This is a genomic window from Chryseobacterium rhizoplanae, assembly GCF_900182655.1.
In the GTDB taxonomy this organism is placed as follows: Bacteria; Bacteroidota; Bacteroidia; order Flavobacteriales; family Weeksellaceae; genus Chryseobacterium; species Chryseobacterium rhizoplanae.
Map to the genome: position 1 here is coordinate 143511 of NZ_FXTC01000009.1, position 17266 is coordinate 160776.

Consider the following 17266-nt stretch of genomic DNA (forward strand, 5'->3'; position numbering starts at 1 on the left):
GTAAATTGTTGTGGCGATGAAAAAAAACGCTTAGACGATTCTAAAAACACAAATGATACAGCAAAGAGTTCATTCCCTCAACTCTTTCTTTTATTAAGTTTACTTTAAAGATTTCCGTAAAACACATTAATATAATTACAGTTTCATTGAAATAATTATATTTGCGTCAATCATATTCCATAATTCATGAGCCACGGAAAACTAAGAGATGATAAAACCTGCCTGAACTGCGGACATCAGGTTGATGAAAGGTTTTGCCCACACTGCGGACAGGAAAATATTGAAAGCAGACAGCCCTTTCATTTTCTCTTTACCCATTTCATTGAGGATTTCACCCATTATGACGGACAGTTTTGGAAAACCATGCAGTATCTGTTTACCCGTCCGGGAACACTCACCAAAGAATACCTGGCTGGTAAAAGACAACTGTATGTAGCTCCTGTAAAGCTGTATATATTTATAAGTTTCATCACATTCTTTCTACCCAACATCTTACCTCACGCCAAGGAGGAAGCAGAAAGACCAAGCCAGATAAAAAAAGAAACAAAGGCAAAAAAGCCAAAAGAAATTTCACAAGACATTGTAAAAGATTTACAAAAAGAAGGTGTTCTGTCCCATGAAGTAGCAACAAATACTCAAAAGGTGTTGGATACTTTAAAAACTTTGGATACCCTAAAAATTAAAGACACCCGGGAAAAGACTGAACTTTTTGACCGTACGTTCGATACGAAAGAAGAGTCTATTATGAATGCCTATACAATAAAACAGTATGATTCTATACTTGCAAAGGATAAAACAGGGATATATTCATTAGCGAGACCCCTGGCAGAAAAAGCTTTTTCTTTAAAGGAAGAAGGATACAGCAAACATCAGATCTGGGAAAAATATAAAGACAATTTCATTCATACGATTCCTAAAGCGCTCTTTGTATACCTTCCTATATTTGCATTCTTTTTATGGCTGTTCCATAACAAGAAAAAATGGTGGTACTTTGACCACGGTATATTTACCCTTCACTATTTCTCTTTCCTTTTATTAGGAATATTAGTATTTATAGTAGGAGAAAAGATAACAAGTTATCTACCGGACAGTAATTGGCTTACCCTGTTATATGTTTTAGCCTGTTTAGGACTATCCGCCTATATGACGATCTATTTCTTTGTTGCCCATCACAGGGTATATGAAACAAAAAAAAGAACGAGTATACTGAAAGGGTTGCTACTATTTATTATTAACTATATCGGATTACTCCTGATGTTTATGGTACTGATGTACCTAAGCTTTGTTATGCTTCATTAATTTCTAAGGGATTTATTTCCTCTGAAGCTTGCAAATAAATAATACGCAACGAAAACGGTAGAAAATTTCAGGATAGAAGGAATCGCTAATTCAAGATTAAAAATTAAAGCTCCTACAAGAACAAGAATTCCCATCCCTACAAATGACAGCCCTAATTTCTTAGGCAGCGAAAAATTGGGTGTGTCCAGATAATAGGCAAGTCCCCAGGCAGAACCAAAGGCCACAGCATAATAAATATCAAGTCCGATATTCTCTGAACTTAAAAAGAAATAATTGATCAGGAAGCTAATTATGGTTCCTAATCCGAAGTACATCAAAGCTTTTTGCATGTCTGTAAAAATATTCTGCAAAAGTAGAGAATTTAATTTGAGAATGTAAAGATGGGTGTCTTTGAAAACGAAGTCACTGCAACTTGTTTTAACTCTGTGGTTTCCCAACTTTCCAGGTATCCAACCCAAAAAGGGGATATACAATTAAATAAATACAATCAATCAACTGACAATCAAAAGGATAAAATCAAACACGCGGTTCTTTTTTTATTGTTATATTTGAGAACTTAGAAACTTTCTAGAATTTTTATGGAAACCCAAAAATATACTCCAACCAACAAGGTAAGAATCGTAACTGCTGCCTCATTATTTGATGGGCATGATGCTGCGATCAATATTATGCGTCGTGTTATTCAGGGAACAGGATGCGAAGTGATCCATTTAGGACACGATAAATCAGCAGAGGAAGTTGTAAATACAGCAATCCAGGAAGATGCCAATGCTATTGCATTAACTTCATATCAGGGAGGTCACACAGAATATTTCAAATATATCTATGACCTTTTGAGAGAAAAAAATTCACCACAGATCAAAATTTTTGGCGGCGGCGGCGGTGTAATTCTTCCGGAAGAGATCAAAGACCTGATGTCTTATGGAATAGACAGAATTTATTCTCCGGATGACGGCCGTGAACTCGGGCTTCAGGGAATGATTGATGATCTTGTACACAGATCAGATTTTGCAACAGGAAAAGATGTAACTGCAAAAGATCTGGATGCCATCAGCTTTGAAAACTCAACAAGCATCGCCAGCATTATCTCTGCTGTTGAAAACTTCTCAGAAGAAAAACCTGAGCTTGTAAAAGCAATTGATGAAAAGTCTAAAGATTTAACCATTCCAATTATTGGTATTACAGGTACCGGAGGAGCTGGTAAATCTTCTTTAACAGATGAATTGGTAAGACGTTTCTTACGTTCAAATACTGATAAAAAAATCGCCATTATCTCCATTGACCCTTCGAAAAAGAAAACCGGAGGGGCTTTATTAGGAGACAGAATCCGTATGAACGCGATCAACGATCCTAGAGTTTATATGCGTTCTATGGCCACCAGAGAAAATAACGTTTCCGTTTCTCCATTCATTCATTCTGCATTGAATGTACTGAAGCTGGCTCATCCTGATGTCATCATCCTTGAAACGTCAGGGATCGGACAGTCTGGTTCAGAAGTTTCAGATTTTGCCGATGTTTCTATGTATGTAATGACTCCTGAATATGGAGCGTCTACACAGCTGGAAAAAATCGACATGCTAGACTACGCAGATCTTGTAGCCTTAAACAAATCTGACAAAAGAGGAGCTCTTGATGCTCTTCAGGCTGTAAGAAAACAGTTCCAGAGAAACCACCTTCTATGGGAAAGCCCATTGGAAGACATGCCTGTATATGCTACAAAAGCATCTCAGTTTAATGACCACGGAACAACGGAACTATACAACAGGTTAATTTCTAAAGTAAACGAAAAATTTGCTGATTTAAAACTAAACGCATTTGTAGAGCAGGAAATCACAGACGAGGTAACCATTATTCCACCAAAAAGAGTTCGTTACCTTTCTGAAATCGTTGAAAACAACAAACAATATGACGCCAATATTGAAAAGCAGGCTGAACTGGCCAGAACAATGTATCATATTGAAGGCGTAAAAAATATAATTTCCAATGAGGTTTTGGATGCTGAATATCAAAAGGCAGAAAAACACCTTCAACAGGAAAATATAGACTTCCTGAAAACCTGGGATGATACGAAAAAAGCTTTCCAGGCAGAATTCTATTCTTATTTTGTAAGAGGAAAAGAGATTAAGGTAGAAACTTCCACAGAATCTTTATCCCATTTGAGAATTCCAAAAATTGCATTGCCAAAATACACTGACTGGGGTGATCTGATCAAATGGAAAGGACAAGAAAACCTTCCGGGAAGCTTCCCTTATACGGCGGGAATTTATCCGTTCAAGAGAACTGGTGAAGATCCGACAAGGATGTTTGCGGGAGAAGGAGGCCCCGAAAGAACCAATAGAAGATTCCATTATGTTTCTGCAGAAATGCCTGCAAAACGTTTATCCACAGCTTTTGACTCTGTAACATTATATGGTCAGGATCCTGCTTTACCACCGGATATTTACGGAAAAATCGGAAATGCAGGGGTTTCTATCGCGACATTGGATGATGCTAAAAAATTGTATTCCGGATTTGATCTGGTGAATGCACTGACTTCAGTTTCAATGACCATCAACGGTCCTGCACCAATGCTACTGGCTTTCTTTATGAATGCTGCCATCGATCAGAATGTTGAAAAATATATCAAAGAAAACGGTTTAGAAGCTAAAGTAGAGGCTAAACTTAAGGAAAAATTTGACGATAAAGGTTTAGAAAGACCCAAATACAAAGGTGAACTTCCTCCATCCAATAATGGTTTAGGATTACAGCTTTTAGGATTAACGGGTGATGAAGTAATTCCTGCAGATGTATATGCAGAAATTAAGGCTAAAACGATTGCTACCGTTCGTGGTACCGTTCAGGCTGACATCTTAAAAGAAGACCAGGCTCAGAATACATGTATCTTCTCTACTGAATTTGCCCTTAGACTCATGGGTGACGTTCAGGAATATTTCATCAGAGAGAAGGTGAGAAACTTCTACTCTGTGTCCATTTCAGGATATCATATTGCTGAAGCAGGAGCAAACCCTGTTTCTCAGTTAGCATTTACACTGGCCAACGGTTTCACTTATGTGGAATATTACTTAAGCCGTGGAATGGATATCAATGATTTTGCACCAAACTTATCTTTCTTCTTCTCCAACGGTATCGACCCTGAGTATTCAGTAATCGGGCGTGTGGCAAGGAGAATCTGGGCAAAAGCTATGAAATTAAAATACGGAGCTGACGAAAGAAGCCAGATGCTGAAATACCACATCCAGACTTCAGGACGTTCTCTGCACGCTCAGGAAATTGATTTCAATGATATCAGAACAACTCTTCAGGCGCTGTATGCAATCTATGATAACTGTAACTCACTCCACACCAATGCTTATGATGAAGCAATCACGACTCCTACTGAGCAATCGGTAAGAAGAGCGATGGCAATCCAGTTAATCATCAATAAAGAATTAGGATTGGCTAAAAACGAAAATCCGCTTCAGGGATCATTTATCATTGAAGAATTAACGGATCTTGTGGAAGAAGCTGTATATACAGAATTCGACAGAATCACAGAAAGAGGCGGTGTTCTTGGAGCAATGGAAACAATGTATCAGCGTTCAAAAATCCAGGAAGAATCTATGCATTACGAATGGTTGAAACACACAGGTGAATATCCGATTATCGGGGTAAATACTTTCTTAGGAAAAGACGGTTCACCAACTGTTTTACCAGGAGAAGTTATCCGTTCTACAGAAGAGGAAAAACAGGCACAGATTGAATCTCTGCACAACTTCCAGCAAGCAAACGACAGCAGATCTGAAGAAGCTCTGAAACAACTTCAACATGCAGCCATCAACCAGCAAAACTTATTTGAAGTGATGATGGATGCTGTAAAATACTGTTCTTTAGGACAAATTACCAATGCCTTATTTGAAGTGGGTGGTAAATACAGAAGAAACATGTAGTCCGCAACTGGACATACATTTTTTATAAATTAAACCTCAAAGGATTTCTTTGAGGTTTTTTTTATTACTTTAGAAAAAATAAAATAACCATGAGTTTTAAATTAATTGCAATACAACCCTTACATGGACATAATGCAAATTTTATAAAAAATTTACATCCAAATACAGTTTATCAGTTTTATAGTGATTATCAATTTAATAAAAATAAATCAGGAAATATAACCGAAGTTATTTATAAAGAAAGAGTTCCTAAAAGCCTTTACGAGGAAAAAGTAAACATTTCAGCTATTGTTGGTAAAAATGGGAGTGGCAAAAGTGCTTTAGTTGAATTATTATACGTGACTTTTTATAAAATTTCGAGAATACTTGAAATTCTAGATGCTGAAGAGACTGATTTTTCAGAAATTGAAGATTTTAAACCTGAAATCTTCGAAATTGCGTTTGGGCATTTTAAACAAATATTTGAAAATAAGACTATTGAAAATAGAGACTCAAACCTTAAAGAGTCTGCAAAAAATTTAGTTGGGAATTTAAATAGATTTACAAGACCAAAGACAAAGTTTAAAGAATATGATAAATACACTACAGATTTAGGTATTAATATTTTCTATGAAATTGAAAATGAAATCTTTTGTTTAGGTATTAAAGAAGAGTCATTATTTCTTTTTTCCTACACTAATGGTACAATAGATATTTCCACTAAAATCAAGTTAAGAGAAAATGCTAAAAAAATATTCTACAACTTAGTTATTAATTACTCAATATATGGATTAAATTCTGAAGAATCTGGAAATTGGATTGAAAAATTATTTCACAAAAATGATTCATATCAAACACCTATTGTAATAAATCCTTTTAGAGATAAGGGAAATATAGATATTAACACTGAAAATTATCTAGTTAGACAAAGATTACTTGCAATTGTCTTCAGTAAAGAAATTATTCATTCTAATGAATTAATTGAAAACAAAACTATCCAAAAAATAAAATTTAGATATCGTAATAAATCTAATTATGAGTATAATTTAAATGAACCAACCTTTATAAATAACATTTTTCCCAAACTATATCAAAAATTTTTTAATGAGGTATTTATTGATTATAAACAAGAAACTATTTATCAAGAAAGTGTCATATATATAATTAACAAGATTTGTTCTATTACTGAAAGATATAATACTTTTTCCGAATTTAAAGATTTTGATTCTGGAGATGAAGAGCAATTGGAAGGTTTAGTTAATTTATTATATGAAGACAGAAGTCATATCACATTAAAATTAAGGCAAGCATTAAATTTTTATAAATATCAAAACTATATAGATTCTCAAACCGTTAATTTACAAGAATATAATCAAGAGTATACATTTAAAGAAATATTTGATAAGATAAACAGCCAAATAACTTTACCTGATGATCATTTATTTACATATTTAATAGAATATCTACCTCCATCATTTATTGATATTGAATTATATTTTGATGAAGATGAAAATAATTCTTTATCGAATTTAAGTTCTGGCGAAAAACAAAGAATTTATAGTCTTAATTCGATTATCTACCATCTAAGAAATTTACTATCAGTCAATTTTAATAGAAAAAAAGAAGATTTAATAATATATAGTAACTTTAATATTATCCTTGATGAAATCGAACTATATTATCACCCTGAGCAACAAAAATCTTTTGTAAAAGATTTGTTAGATTATATAAAAAAAATAGACTTTAAAGACCTTTATAAGGACTACATTCCAAATATAAATATTTTATTCATAACTCATTCACCTTTTATACTTTCTGATATTCCGAAACAGAATGTTTTATTTCTAAAAAAAGGATTGCCAAGTGAAGATTTTTCAAATAAAAATACATTTGGAGCAAATATCAATGATTTATTATCTAATAGTTTTTTCTTTGAACATAATGATAGTAAACTTTTGATGGGTGAATTTGCAAAAAACAAAATTAATGAAATAATTGATTGGCTTAATGAAAAAGAAGTATCATCTGAAAACAAAAAAGAGTATAAAAGAATTATAGATTTAATTGATGAACCACTGCTAAAAAATAAACTTGAAGAAATGTATTTTTCTCGCTTTCCAAATGAGTTTGATGAAAAACTTGAAATTGAAAAACTAAAAGTGAGAGCTATTGAATTAGGTCTAAAAATTAAAGAAAATGATTAATATAATACCAACAAAAGAAGCAATTGATTTTCATGAATCGAAAATCAGCATTTTTTTTGAAAAAATAATTTCTGATGGTTACATTTTAAGAAATAGAAAACAAAAAAAATTACCTGATACTTTTATCAGATTTTTATCAGATTACAAAGAAGATTTAATATCTGGGACACCGCAGCGTTTACAAGAAATCAATGAAGAATTCAAAAAAAAACATTTCTCAAATTATCATAAAGATTTGATTAAAAGTACATTTATTCAAACAGGCTATACTAATTTCCAAAAGAACCACGCAAAGGAGTTTTTAAGTAAATTAAATATTGATTCTTGTGTTTATTGTAATAGAAATTACACTTTAGATATTGTAAAGAATAGAACTAGGGCTGAACTAGACCATTGGTTTCCAAAAGAAAGTCATTATGTTTTAGCCTTATCTTTTTATAATCTTATACCAAGTTGTCATTCATGCAACCATATTAAACATAATAATAGTCCTGAAGGAGGATGGGAAAATGCAATTATAAATATTAATCATCCTTATTCAAAAGATACAAATCAAAGTTTTACATTTAATTATATTTTAAAGGATTTAAAAACTCCCAAGACAATTACAAGGTATAATGAAACCAATTTAAAAGTAAAAAAAACTTTGGATTTTAATAAAACAAGAGAGATTTATGATACCCATTCTGATAGAGAATTAATAGACTTATATAATTTAAGGTATAAATATTCTGATAATTATTTAAAAATATTAATTGATAGCTTTCAAAATTTCACTACAAAACATGAGGCTTACAAATTATTGTTTGGTATTGAAGTTGAGGAAAAAGATTACCATAAACGTCCATTCAGTAAATTCAAAAAAGATATTATTGATGAACTATTAAAAAACACTTATTAATAAACTACCAATGAGGCTTGTTATTTTTACAATGAAACCAAAAGCTTTATTCAACTGGAGCAGCGGAAAAGATTCTGCTTTTGCCCTTTATAAGATACTACAGGAAGATCAATATGAGATTTCTACACTGCTTACAAGTATTACTCAGGAATTTCAAAGGATTTCCATGCATGGAGTTCATATTTCTCTGTTGGAAAAACAGGCAGAAAGTCTCGGAATTCCATTGATTAAAATGGAGCTTCCTAAAGAACCGTCAATGGAAGAATACCAGCAAATCATGAGTACAACAATGACCGGAATTCAGGCTCAGGGAATTACCCATTCCGTTTTCGGTGATATTTTCCTGGAAGATCTGCGAAAATACAGAGAAGATCAATTAAATGCTGTCGGTATGAAAGCCGTATTTCCCCTGTGGAAACAAGATACATCCAACCTCATCCGTGAATTTTTAGATCTTGGTTTTAAAACCATTGTAACCTGCGTCAACGGAACTTATCTGGATAAAAGCTTTGCAGGACGGATTATTGATCAGAAATTCATAGATGATCTTCCTGAAAATGTAGATCCATGCGGAGAAAATGGAGAGTTTCATACCTTCACTTTTGATGGCCCTATTTTTAAAAATCCTGTTCAATTTGAAATTGGAGAAACCGTCAAAAAGACTTATCCTAAACCTAAAATAACTCCTGAAGAAGAAGACAGCGAATATGTTTTCTGGTTTTGTGATCTGCTGATAAAATAAGCCTGTGAATATTAATCCACAGGCTTTTTCAATATATTATTGTATTTCAGCAATGATTTCATTCATGAGATCAAATACCTGTCTGATATCTTTTTCACTGGTCATCCAGTTTACAAAAGCGGCTCTTATTCCTTTATGCTGATTATAAAAAGTAGGTGTCATAAAAACTTTTCCCGTGTCATTAAGCTTTTCAAGAAATTGTTCTACCTCATTCTGTCTTGTATCATCTTTTAATGTAAAACAGACCGTATTCAATCTTACCGGAGCCAGCAGTTTAAAATCATGACTGTTCTCAATCATCTGGCCAAACTGTTGTGCCCATGTTATATTATTATCTACAATCTCCTGGTAACCTTTCTTCCCATATGCCATGAGAGAGAACCATGCCGGAAGAGCCTTTAATCTCCTTGAGTTTTCAGGAAGGAAATTTAAATAGCTGAAATTCTCCAACGGATCGCCCAGATAAGGAGCATTGGAGTTTTGAAAAGTTTCTACCTGTAAAATTTTATATTGCTCTTTAATCAGAAATACTGCACTTTCATAAGGGACATTCAACCATTTGTGGCAATCTACTGTAATACTGTCGGCATATTCCCACCCTTCCACAAGATGCTGATGCGTTTCCGAACAAGCTGCAAAACCACCGAAAGCAGCATCAATGTGCCACCAGAAATTGTATTTTTCTTTTAACCTGCTGATCGCTTTAAAATCATCAAAATCCACCGTATTTACTGTTCCTCCGCTTGAAATTAATATAAATGGGCCACCATTAAGCTTCAGAATATTTTCTTCCAGATCTTTGATATGGATTGCTTCACGGTTTCCTTCTTCCGTTTTGATCTTAATGATATTACCGCTGCCAAGTCCCAATAGTGACAATGATTTTATTGAAGATGAGTGAGGTGTCGCCGTAAGTACCTTTACTGTTCCGGAAACGCCTTCTTTGGCAATATCTCTTCCCTGCTCTTTTCCCAGCCATTGACGACCAACAGCCAAACAGGTAAAATTAGACATCGTAGCTCCCGATACAAAACCTCCCAGAAAGCTTTCCGGAAGCTGAAGAAGTTTCAGTAAAAGCTGTATGGTTTCCATCTCTATTTTTGCGGAAGCATCTCCCTGCTCTGTTACTGACTGGGGATTCTGGTCATAAACCGTCGTCAGCCAGTCACCTGCTATCGATGCCGGTGTAGCTCCTCCTGTTACAAATCCCCAATATCTCGGCCCTCCCGATCCAACCATGGTCGGTTCAAATTTTTCATTAAAAACCCTTAAAGCTTCTTCTGTTCCTAATCCTGATTCCGGAAGCTCCTGCCTCTCCGATATAGTATTATTGATTACTGATGTTAATCTTTCTTCAATAGAATTCAGGTAATCTGTTCCCTGTTCTTTGATGATATTCAGCAGATTTCCGATGTTTGCTGAATCATTTTTCAAGTGTTCATTCATATTTTGTGATACATTTTCTCTATCAAATGTATTAAATGCTCACTAAACAACCCCATTAAATCCATATAAAATTGATTCAAGGCCCTTCCTAGCACGTAATTTGCATCCCTTAATGCTCTTGGATATTTTAGTATCTTTAAGAGTAACAACCATTATTTAAAAATACAACACCTGTGATTAAAAATTTAGTATTCCTGACCCTATTCTGCGTTTTATTTTCCTGTACAACAACTGAGGCTCCAAAAGCCACTCCTGTTGATAAAAAAGCCATTATTGATTCTACTGTTGCAGCTTTTCAGAAAACACTTTTAGAACAGCAGATTGATTCTACTTTTAAAAAGTACCATTTCAATGGAAGCATTGCCGTTTTTAAGGACACCATTCCCCTTTACAGAAGAGAAAACGGATATTCTGATTTTAAGAAGAAAACTAAAATTGACAGCAATACTATTTTTGCCATAGGTTCGGTAAGCAAGCAGTTCACCGCTGTTTTGGTCTTACTTCAAATGGAACAGGGAAAACTGAATGTGACTGATAAAGTTTCAAAATACCTGAAGGAATTCCAGGGTAAAGAATATGAAAACATTACGATTCATCAATTATTAAATCATACTTCAGGATTGAATATAGTGGGAGGAAAGCTGATGTTTAAGAGCGGATCCGACTTCTTCTACTCCAACGACGGATTCAATACTCTTGGAAAGATTGTGGAAAAAGTTTCCGGAAAGTCCTATGCTGAAAATGTTCAGGAACTCTTTAAAAGAGCAGGAATGAAACATTCTTCTACAGGAGACACTTTTAAAGGAAATAATTTTGCCAGTGCTTATCTGGGTACTCCTGCTAAATTTCAGGAAGTTCCCAATATGCCGAAAAGATTAGGCGGTGCAGAAATCGGAACTCCGGCTGGCGGAATATTATCTACCATTCAGGATCTTCATTCATGGAACAACGCTTTGTATGGCGGAAAAATTTTAAAGCCTGAAACCCTGAAGTTATTCATGGCAAAAAGCGCAGAAAGACGCCATGCAATCTTTGGAAAAATGGGCTACGCTTATGGTATCATGCTTAATATCGGGAAACCCAATTCTTATTTCCACAGCGGCTATATAAAAGGTTCTCCTTCATTAAATATCTATTATCCGGACACCAAAACTTCCGTAATCATCCTTTCTAATATTGCCGATGAAGAAAAAGGGAAAGGAGTGATCTTCAGACCTCATATTGAAGTAAAAAAGATCACAGATCATCTTGAGAATACTCTTACACAGCTTAGATCACAACATTAGTTGAATGGTGTATTATTTATGCGGGTTTAAGGAATTCCTGCATTTTCACCAAACTCTTTTTGTGTTCCATAAAATTGAATACAGCAAAAACAAGTGCCGTCTGCAGTATAAACGGCAAAATCAAGGTCACTAAAGTCAGAAAAACTTCAGAATGGTTGTGTTCTCTGAAAAACTGATAAGCATAATTTCCGTTTTTCATGACAACCTGTGCCATTGAAGAAGCACATACAACCATCAATCCTATATTCTGTTGATACATTGTATAAAGGCTTTTCCCTTTATATTTAAAATCTGCTTTCAGGTATTTCCAGATCTTATAATTAAAAACCAATATCAATACTGAGCCCAATAAAAAAGACCCGTTAAGCAGTTTGAAAAACAGATTATAATGGTCCTGATTTTTTGCTATAAAAATCAACAATAAATTAATTATTAAAGCCAGCAGCCCTATCATTAGAGATTTTCTGAAAAGCCCGGCATATTTTTCCTGTATAATCCTCTTGGCAATCAAAGGGATTGCCGTTGGATAGAATAGCAGATAATTAACTAACTTAAATTCTCCATTCCAGGATTCTTTTGTCTTTAAAAAAGCATCCTCGAAACTGATATTATCCTTATTCTGAAGATCTGAAATCTGACTGATCATATGATCTCTGATTTCTACCATAATATCCAATGAAAGCTGCTGAGCGATCAGATAATCTGTAATTTTATTTTCCTGTTCTCCGGTTATCATAAATTGAATATGGTTTGTAGGTTTAATAAGTAACTTTTCATCTCGGTTTCTTTTTCTGCCTGTTGTGTTTTTCCTTTTTCAGTCAGCAGATAATATTTCCGGTCTCTTCCGTTGATCTTCTGAATTTCAGAAATAATCATCCCATCACTCTCCAGTTTGTGCAGCAATGGATAAAGTGCTCCTTCCGTCATTTCAAGCTCACCTTCTGTGAGTTCTTTCGCCCTTTGGGTAATCTGATATCCATACATTTTAACTTCTTTGGAAAGAAGCTTCAAAATAATATTCTGCAGGGTACCTTTATAAAGACTATTCTTTTTCATAAAATGATTTATACCTTGCAAACATATGCATAATTTTCTTATGTATATAAATTTAATATAAAAATTTTAATTTGCTTTATGAAAAAAATGTACTTCATAGCGATTTTTCCTCCTCGGAAGATTGTTGAAGAAATAAAAATATTTAAAGAAGACCTGGCAATGAATTATGCCAATTCCAAGGCTTTGAAAAATGAAGCCCATATTACACTATTTCCTCCCTTTTCCAGGGAAATTGAACTGGAGGATGATATTCATGATGCTTTTCAAAAGATCAATACAGAAATCACACCATTTGAAGTAGAACTGGATGGCTTTGGAAGCTTTGCTAATCCTAAAAACCCTGTACTCTATATTCAGCCGAAAGAAAATATTCATTTAACCGCGCTTTATCTTAGAGTAAAAGAGTATTTTAATTTTGCCCTGTATTCTTTTAACCCTCATGTAACTGTAGGATTCAGAGATCTGAGTTGGGAAAATTATCTTAAAGCCTGGAAAAAATATGAAACAAAGGAATACAAAACTAAGTTCTTAGTCGATAAAATAATTCTTCTCCGTCACGATGGACAATGGATACCCATAGCAGAGAAAAAACTGGAAAAATAAAACCGGCTGCTGGAGCCGGTTTTGTTCAATTTATTCTTTTATGATCTTTTGAGAAAGAATCAGGTTTTTATTTTCTTTTACATTCAGCAGATATGTACCTGTCGGAAAGTTTTTAATATCAATCTTAATTCCGGCATCTTTAAATTCAAATCTTGATGGAATCAGTTTTCCCGAAGTATCATAGATTTCTACTTTTACATCTTTTGAAAAATCCTGTTTTCCTTTAATGAAAAATTCTCCGTCTGTAGGGTTCGGATAAACACTGAAACGTCTTTCTTCAGCTTTTACTTCTGAAAGTTTAAGGGTAGATTTACTCAGTGTCCATGAAACCGTAGTAACATGCAGAGTGCTGTGGTTATCAACTTTCAAAAGCGGATTATTATCCACTACGGACAATGTTAATGTATTATTTCCATTGTTCAATTGGGCAGGAGTAATGGTAACGCTGCTCCCTGTTGATCCAAGCGTTGTTCCGTTCAAGATCCAGGTATTGACTAAAGTATTAGGATTGGGAAGAATTTCAGTAGCTGCAAAAGTAACATTAGATGTAGCATCTACAGTCGTATTATTGGCAGGTGTATAGGAATCTATAGGAGAAACTAAACTATGGATTTTTTCGATAATTGCCTCTTTACATACGGAGCAGAACTGCTGGTTCAGATACCTCATCTCACAACTCTGATGCGGACGGAACCAGCTAGGACTTTCAGCATGAGCATACACTCCTACTCCATTCAATCCTACCCAATTTTTCCATTTGATCGTTGCAGGATTGGAATTCTGTGTTTTATTAGGAGATTCCAGTGAACCTGAGAACCAATATTCATCTGCCAACTTTCCAAAAGAGTGTCCCAGCTCATGCACTACAATTTCATTTGAAGATCCGTTTAATGAAGCAAAAGCATAAGTTCCTCCACAGCCTCCATATTCTGTAGAATTCCCCAAGATATAAGTAATATCATAATCAGGAATATTCGCAGCCAGTACCTGACCTACTTTATTGGTTGTATTACTATATATACATCTGTGAACTCCAACATCGAATGTTGAGCCCAGATAATTGTTCGGATTGGTAACCGGGATTACAGGTTCAGTAACATCCGTTGCTGTGCCCGGATGTTTCACCCCTGATTCTGTGGAAATCACTTTTACGGCATAAGCATTAAAGTAATTTTTATATTCCGTATAGGGACTCTTTGTAAAAAGATAATTGACCGTATTCTGAGCTGATGTTGTAAAAGCAGTTTGCTGTGCAGCAGTGAATCCGTCTCCTAAAACAGCAATAATAATCCTTTTGCTGTTGTCTCCGTTCTGTAAAAGCGGAACAGTATCGAATGTCTGGGCAAAGCAGCTGCTACCAACTAAAAGGGATAATAAAACTTTTTTCATAATTATAGTTTTTTGGTGAATAATAGTTGTGCTCCATCATCGGTTGCCTTTTCAACCTTTACCGTCTGAACATTTTCAGAATAGGAAAAGCGGGCACTGAATTCCGTGCTTTGAAGGGAAGCTTTATGTCTGGAAATCCCTTCTTTTTCGTATACTTCCAATTCAGGGTTAAAAGGATCTTTCACAAGCTGTCTGGCAACTTCTTTTCCGTCAGACCCTGTCAGCGTAATAATAAAGTCTCCTTTATGAGCATCACTTCTTTCGAAGGAAGAAATCTGCTTCAGTCTGCCATCCGTAATTTTGCTGTTCTGAAGAGTAATTTTTGCATTTCCGGATTGATCTTTATCTGCCTTGAAAAACAAATAAATAATACGCTCGCCTTTTCTTGTCACAGTTTCAGAAAGCGATTGCCTTTTTTGTGTTAATCCGTTCTCTTTCTGAAAGCTACAGAACAGAAAAACAGGAACAATGAGTACATTAAATACATTTTTCATAATCATTTTTGTTTAAAGGTACTAAAGTTTTAAATATAAATGAAAGTCATTTCCAATACTTTTTCACTCTTAAAAAACTTAGAAAGTCCTATCTTTGAGGCAATGATTTCAGAGAAAATAATTTTAGGTATTGACCCGGGAACAACTGTGATGGGGTTTGGCATTATCTCCGTAAAAAAAGGAAAAATGGAGATGGTTTCTATTCATGAACTGATCTTAAAAAAGTATCCCAATCACGAAACAAAGCTCAAATATATTTTTGAAAGAACGCTGTCTCTTATCGATGAGTTTCATCCTGATGAAGTAGCTCTTGAAGCGCCTTTCTTTGGAAAAAACGTACAGAGTATGCTTAAACTTGGCCGCGCACAGGGAGTGGCCATGGCTGCCAGCCTTTACCGAAATATTCCTATCACCGAATATTCTCCGAAAAAGATCAAAATGGCCATCACAGGAAACGGAAATGCCAGTAAAGAACAGGTAGCGGGGATGCTTCAGAATCTTCTTAATTTAAAAGAGTTCCCTACCAAATATCTGGATGCTTCCGACGGGCTTGCCGTTGCGGTATGCCATCATTTTAATTCCGGAACTATAACGGATACTAAATCCTATACCGGATGGGAAAGCTTTTTGAAGCAGAATCCGGATAGATTGAAATAATTTTGGCTTTTCTTATATTCTTTCAAACTACTGTTTTAAACCACTAAAAAACAATATTTTACAAAAACACACATAATTACTTGGTAAAACATAATACTATCTTTTACATTGGTATGATTTTTAGTACTACCTTTGTATAAATTTTCAGTTATGAAAACAAACCAACAAACTATAAATCAAGGGACTCATAAAATAAACTGGTTCCAAAAGTTTCTGATGGTATGTTCCGGCGGGAACATCCATATCTTAAGAAAGACTCCGAGTGAATGGAATAAGTTTTCCGGAATTGGGGGGATTGTACTTTTTACTGCAGTATTCGCCACTTTGTCTGCAGGCTATGCGATGTATACGGTATTCGACAATATCTGGGTTTCCATAGGATTTGGAATTCTTTGGGGGCTGATGATCTTTAATCTTGACCGTTATATTGTTTCTTCGATTAAAAAAACAGGAACCTGGTGGAATCAGATTCTGATGGCTATTCCCCGTCTTATCCTTGCTACATTTTTAGGGATTATTATTTCAAAACCATTAGAGCTTAAAATTTTCGAGAAAGAGGTAAATAAACAGTTGAATACAATCATCCAAAGGAATAAAAAACAGCTTCAGGGTGAAATGAACGGAAGGATTCTTCAGCAGAGCGGGCCTTTTGAAACCGAAAAACAACAGATTTCAGGAAAAGTAGCACAGTATCAGAAAGCCTATGATTCCGCATCAGTAGAACTTGAAAAGGAAATTCTGGGGAAACAGTCGGGCTTAACCAGTGGAAAAGAAGGTTACGGACCGAATGCAAAACGTAAACAGGAATTAAAAGAGCAGCGCAGACAGGATCTTGAAAATTATCAAAAGCAAGCTGCTCCCAGACTGGAATATCTGGATAAAGAAATATCCAAGGTATATACGAACCTTGAAACCGAAAGAAAATCTACAGAGACTTTTGAGGATAAATTCAACGGATTTGCAGCAAGGCTTCAGGCATTGGATGAATTAGGTAAAAATTCGGCAATTATAGGATTAGCAGCAGCTTTTATTATGGGCTTGTTTATCTGTCTTGAGATATCTCCGGTTCTGGTAAAATTAATTTCTCAAATAGGGCCTTATGACTATCTTTTAGAAAAAACAGAAAATGATTTCAGATTGTATTCCAAAGAGAAAATTGAAAAGGGAAATGCTTTGACCGATTTCAGGATTGAAAATTTTAAGGATAATTTGAAAAATTAAAATAATAATTCATTATGTCATCCACTTCTAAACATTAGAGAAAAAATCTATAATAATTAATTT

At 34.6% G+C, this 17266-nt stretch carries 15 protein-coding genes; 9 read left to right on the forward strand and 6 right to left on the reverse strand.

The genetic code is table 11. The features are described 5' to 3' along the window. The first annotated feature begins 186 nt into the window (after window positions 1-186). Window positions 187-1299 (forward strand): DUF3667 domain-containing protein, encoded by a 1113-nt coding sequence (locus FN817_RS18315; RefSeq protein WP_142719187.1) that lies wholly within the window; start codon window positions 187-189, stop codon window positions 1297-1299. Here the strand turns inward: FN817_RS18315 and FN817_RS18320 are convergent. Beyond that, the gene (locus tag FN817_RS18320) at window positions 1296-1628 is read right to left on the reverse strand and encodes a hypothetical protein (protein ID WP_142719229.1); all 333 of its coding nucleotides are present in this window, start codon (window positions 1626-1628) and stop codon (window positions 1296-1298) included. The two genes, FN817_RS18315 and FN817_RS18320, sit on opposite strands and share 4 nt — an antisense overlap. Before the next feature lie 249 nt (window positions 1629-1877). Here FN817_RS18320 and FN817_RS18325 point away from each other — a divergent pair, with 249 nt between their 5' ends. The 4 genes from FN817_RS18325 (at window position 1878) to FN817_RS18340 (ending at window position 9051) form a co-directional block, all read left to right on the forward strand. Then, window positions 1878-5225 carry a methylmalonyl-CoA mutase family protein gene (locus tag FN817_RS18325; protein WP_142719188.1) on the forward strand — a complete coding sequence of 1116 codons (3348 nt, stop codon included), beginning with the start codon at window positions 1878-1880 and terminating at the stop codon, window positions 5223-5225. Window positions 5226-5314: 89 nt separating this feature from the next. Next, the gene (locus FN817_RS18330) at window positions 5315-7408 is read left to right on the forward strand and encodes a hypothetical protein (protein WP_142719189.1); all 2094 of its coding nucleotides are present in this window, start codon (window positions 5315-5317) and stop codon (window positions 7406-7408) included. Further along, window positions 7401-8309 carry an HNH endonuclease family protein gene (locus tag FN817_RS18335; protein WP_142719190.1) on the forward strand — a complete coding sequence of 303 codons (909 nt, stop codon included), beginning with the start codon at window positions 7401-7403 and terminating at the stop codon, window positions 8307-8309. The genes FN817_RS18330 and FN817_RS18335 overlap by 8 nt, the downstream gene beginning before the upstream one ends. 31 nt (window positions 8310-8340) lie before the next feature. Next, window positions 8341-9051, forward strand: a complete 711-nt coding sequence (locus FN817_RS18340) for a Dph6-related ATP pyrophosphatase (protein WP_142719230.1) — start codon at window positions 8341-8343, stop codon at window positions 9049-9051. Between the two features lie 36 nt (window positions 9052-9087). Here FN817_RS18340 and FN817_RS18345 read toward each other — a convergent pair whose 3' ends face one another. Beyond that, window positions 9088-10497: a pyridoxal phosphate-dependent decarboxylase family protein gene (locus tag FN817_RS18345; protein ID WP_142719191.1), complete on the reverse strand. Its 1410-nt coding sequence runs from the start codon at window positions 10495-10497 to the stop codon at window positions 9088-9090. 173 nt (window positions 10498-10670) lie between these two features. Between FN817_RS18345 and FN817_RS18350 the strand changes: the two genes are divergently transcribed. Next, entirely contained in the window at window positions 10671-11783 is a 1113-nt protein-coding gene (locus FN817_RS18350) for a serine hydrolase domain-containing protein (protein ID WP_142719192.1), read from the forward strand. Between the two features lie 16 nt (window positions 11784-11799). Here FN817_RS18350 and FN817_RS18355 read toward each other — a convergent pair whose 3' ends face one another. Both FN817_RS18355 and FN817_RS18360 read right to left on the reverse strand, forming a co-directional pair. Continuing rightward, the gene (locus FN817_RS18355; protein ID WP_142719193.1) at window positions 11800-12519 is read right to left on the reverse strand and encodes a hypothetical protein; all 720 of its coding nucleotides are present in this window, start codon (window positions 12517-12519) and stop codon (window positions 11800-11802) included. Then, window positions 12516-12839, reverse strand: coding sequence for a PadR family transcriptional regulator (locus FN817_RS18360; protein WP_142719194.1), 324 nt, complete (start codon window positions 12837-12839; stop codon window positions 12516-12518). The genes FN817_RS18355 and FN817_RS18360 overlap by 4 nt, the downstream gene beginning before the upstream one ends. Before the next feature lie 78 nt (window positions 12840-12917). Here FN817_RS18360 and FN817_RS18365 point away from each other — a divergent pair, with 78 nt between their 5' ends. Next, entirely contained in the window at window positions 12918-13442 is a 525-nt protein-coding gene (locus FN817_RS18365; RefSeq protein WP_142719195.1) for a 2'-5' RNA ligase family protein, read from the forward strand. A gap of 30 nt (window positions 13443-13472) precedes the next feature. Here FN817_RS18365 and FN817_RS18370 read toward each other — a convergent pair whose 3' ends face one another. Both FN817_RS18370 and FN817_RS18375 read right to left on the reverse strand, forming a co-directional pair. Continuing rightward, complete coding sequence (locus FN817_RS18370) at window positions 13473-14831, reverse strand: T9SS type A sorting domain-containing protein (RefSeq protein ID WP_142719196.1); 1359 nt, start codon at window positions 14829-14831, stop codon at window positions 13473-13475. Window positions 14832-14833: 2 nt separating this feature from the next. Then, window positions 14834-15325 (reverse strand): hypothetical protein, encoded by a 492-nt coding sequence (locus FN817_RS18375; RefSeq protein WP_142719197.1) that lies wholly within the window; start codon window positions 15323-15325, stop codon window positions 14834-14836. Between the two features lie 102 nt (window positions 15326-15427). Between FN817_RS18375 and ruvC the strand changes: the two genes are divergently transcribed. Both ruvC and FN817_RS18385 read left to right on the forward strand, forming a co-directional pair. Beyond that, window positions 15428-15982, forward strand: a complete 555-nt coding sequence (ruvC, locus tag FN817_RS18380) for a crossover junction endodeoxyribonuclease RuvC (RefSeq protein ID WP_142719231.1) — start codon at window positions 15428-15430, stop codon at window positions 15980-15982. A gap of 150 nt (window positions 15983-16132) precedes the next feature. After that, window positions 16133-17203 carry a DUF4407 domain-containing protein gene (locus FN817_RS18385; RefSeq protein WP_142719198.1) on the forward strand — a complete coding sequence of 357 codons (1071 nt, stop codon included), beginning with the start codon at window positions 16133-16135 and terminating at the stop codon, window positions 17201-17203. Window positions 17204-17266: the final 63 nt, after the last annotated feature.

Excerpts from the sequence above, each read along its gene's own strand:
- FN817_RS18315 (WP_142719187.1), top strand. The coding sequence starts at position 187 with ATGAGCCACGGAAAACTAAGAGATGATAAAACCTGCCTGAACTGCGGA.
- FN817_RS18320 (WP_142719229.1), bottom strand. The coding sequence starts at position 1,628 with ATGCAAAAAGCTTTGATGTACTTCGGATTAGGAACCATAATTAGCTTC.
- FN817_RS18325 (WP_142719188.1), top strand. The coding sequence starts at position 1,878 with ATGGAAACCCAAAAATATACTCCAACCAACAAGGTAAGAATCGTAACT.
- FN817_RS18330 (WP_142719189.1), top strand. The coding sequence starts at position 5,315 with ATGAGTTTTAAATTAATTGCAATACAACCCTTACATGGACATAATGCA.
- FN817_RS18335 (WP_142719190.1), top strand. The coding sequence starts at position 7,401 with ATGATTAATATAATACCAACAAAAGAAGCAATTGATTTTCATGAATCG.
- FN817_RS18340 (WP_142719230.1), top strand. The coding sequence starts at position 8,341 with ATGAAACCAAAAGCTTTATTCAACTGGAGCAGCGGAAAAGATTCTGCT.
- FN817_RS18345 (WP_142719191.1), bottom strand. The coding sequence starts at position 10,497 with ATGAATGAACACTTGAAAAATGATTCAGCAAACATCGGAAATCTGCTG.
- FN817_RS18355 (WP_142719193.1), bottom strand. The coding sequence starts at position 12,519 with ATGATAACCGGAGAACAGGAAAATAAAATTACAGATTATCTGATCGCT.
- FN817_RS18360 (WP_142719194.1), bottom strand. The coding sequence starts at position 12,839 with ATGAAAAAGAATAGTCTTTATAAAGGTACCCTGCAGAATATTATTTTG.
- FN817_RS18365 (WP_142719195.1), top strand. The coding sequence starts at position 12,918 with ATGAAAAAAATGTACTTCATAGCGATTTTTCCTCCTCGGAAGATTGTT.
- FN817_RS18370 (WP_142719196.1), bottom strand. The coding sequence starts at position 14,831 with ATGAAAAAAGTTTTATTATCCCTTTTAGTTGGTAGCAGCTGCTTTGCC.
- FN817_RS18375 (WP_142719197.1), bottom strand. The coding sequence starts at position 15,325 with ATGAAAAATGTATTTAATGTACTCATTGTTCCTGTTTTTCTGTTCTGT.
- ruvC (WP_142719231.1), top strand. The coding sequence starts at position 15,428 with ATGATTTCAGAGAAAATAATTTTAGGTATTGACCCGGGAACAACTGTG.
- FN817_RS18385 (WP_142719198.1), top strand. The coding sequence starts at position 16,133 with ATGAAAACAAACCAACAAACTATAAATCAAGGGACTCATAAAATAAAC.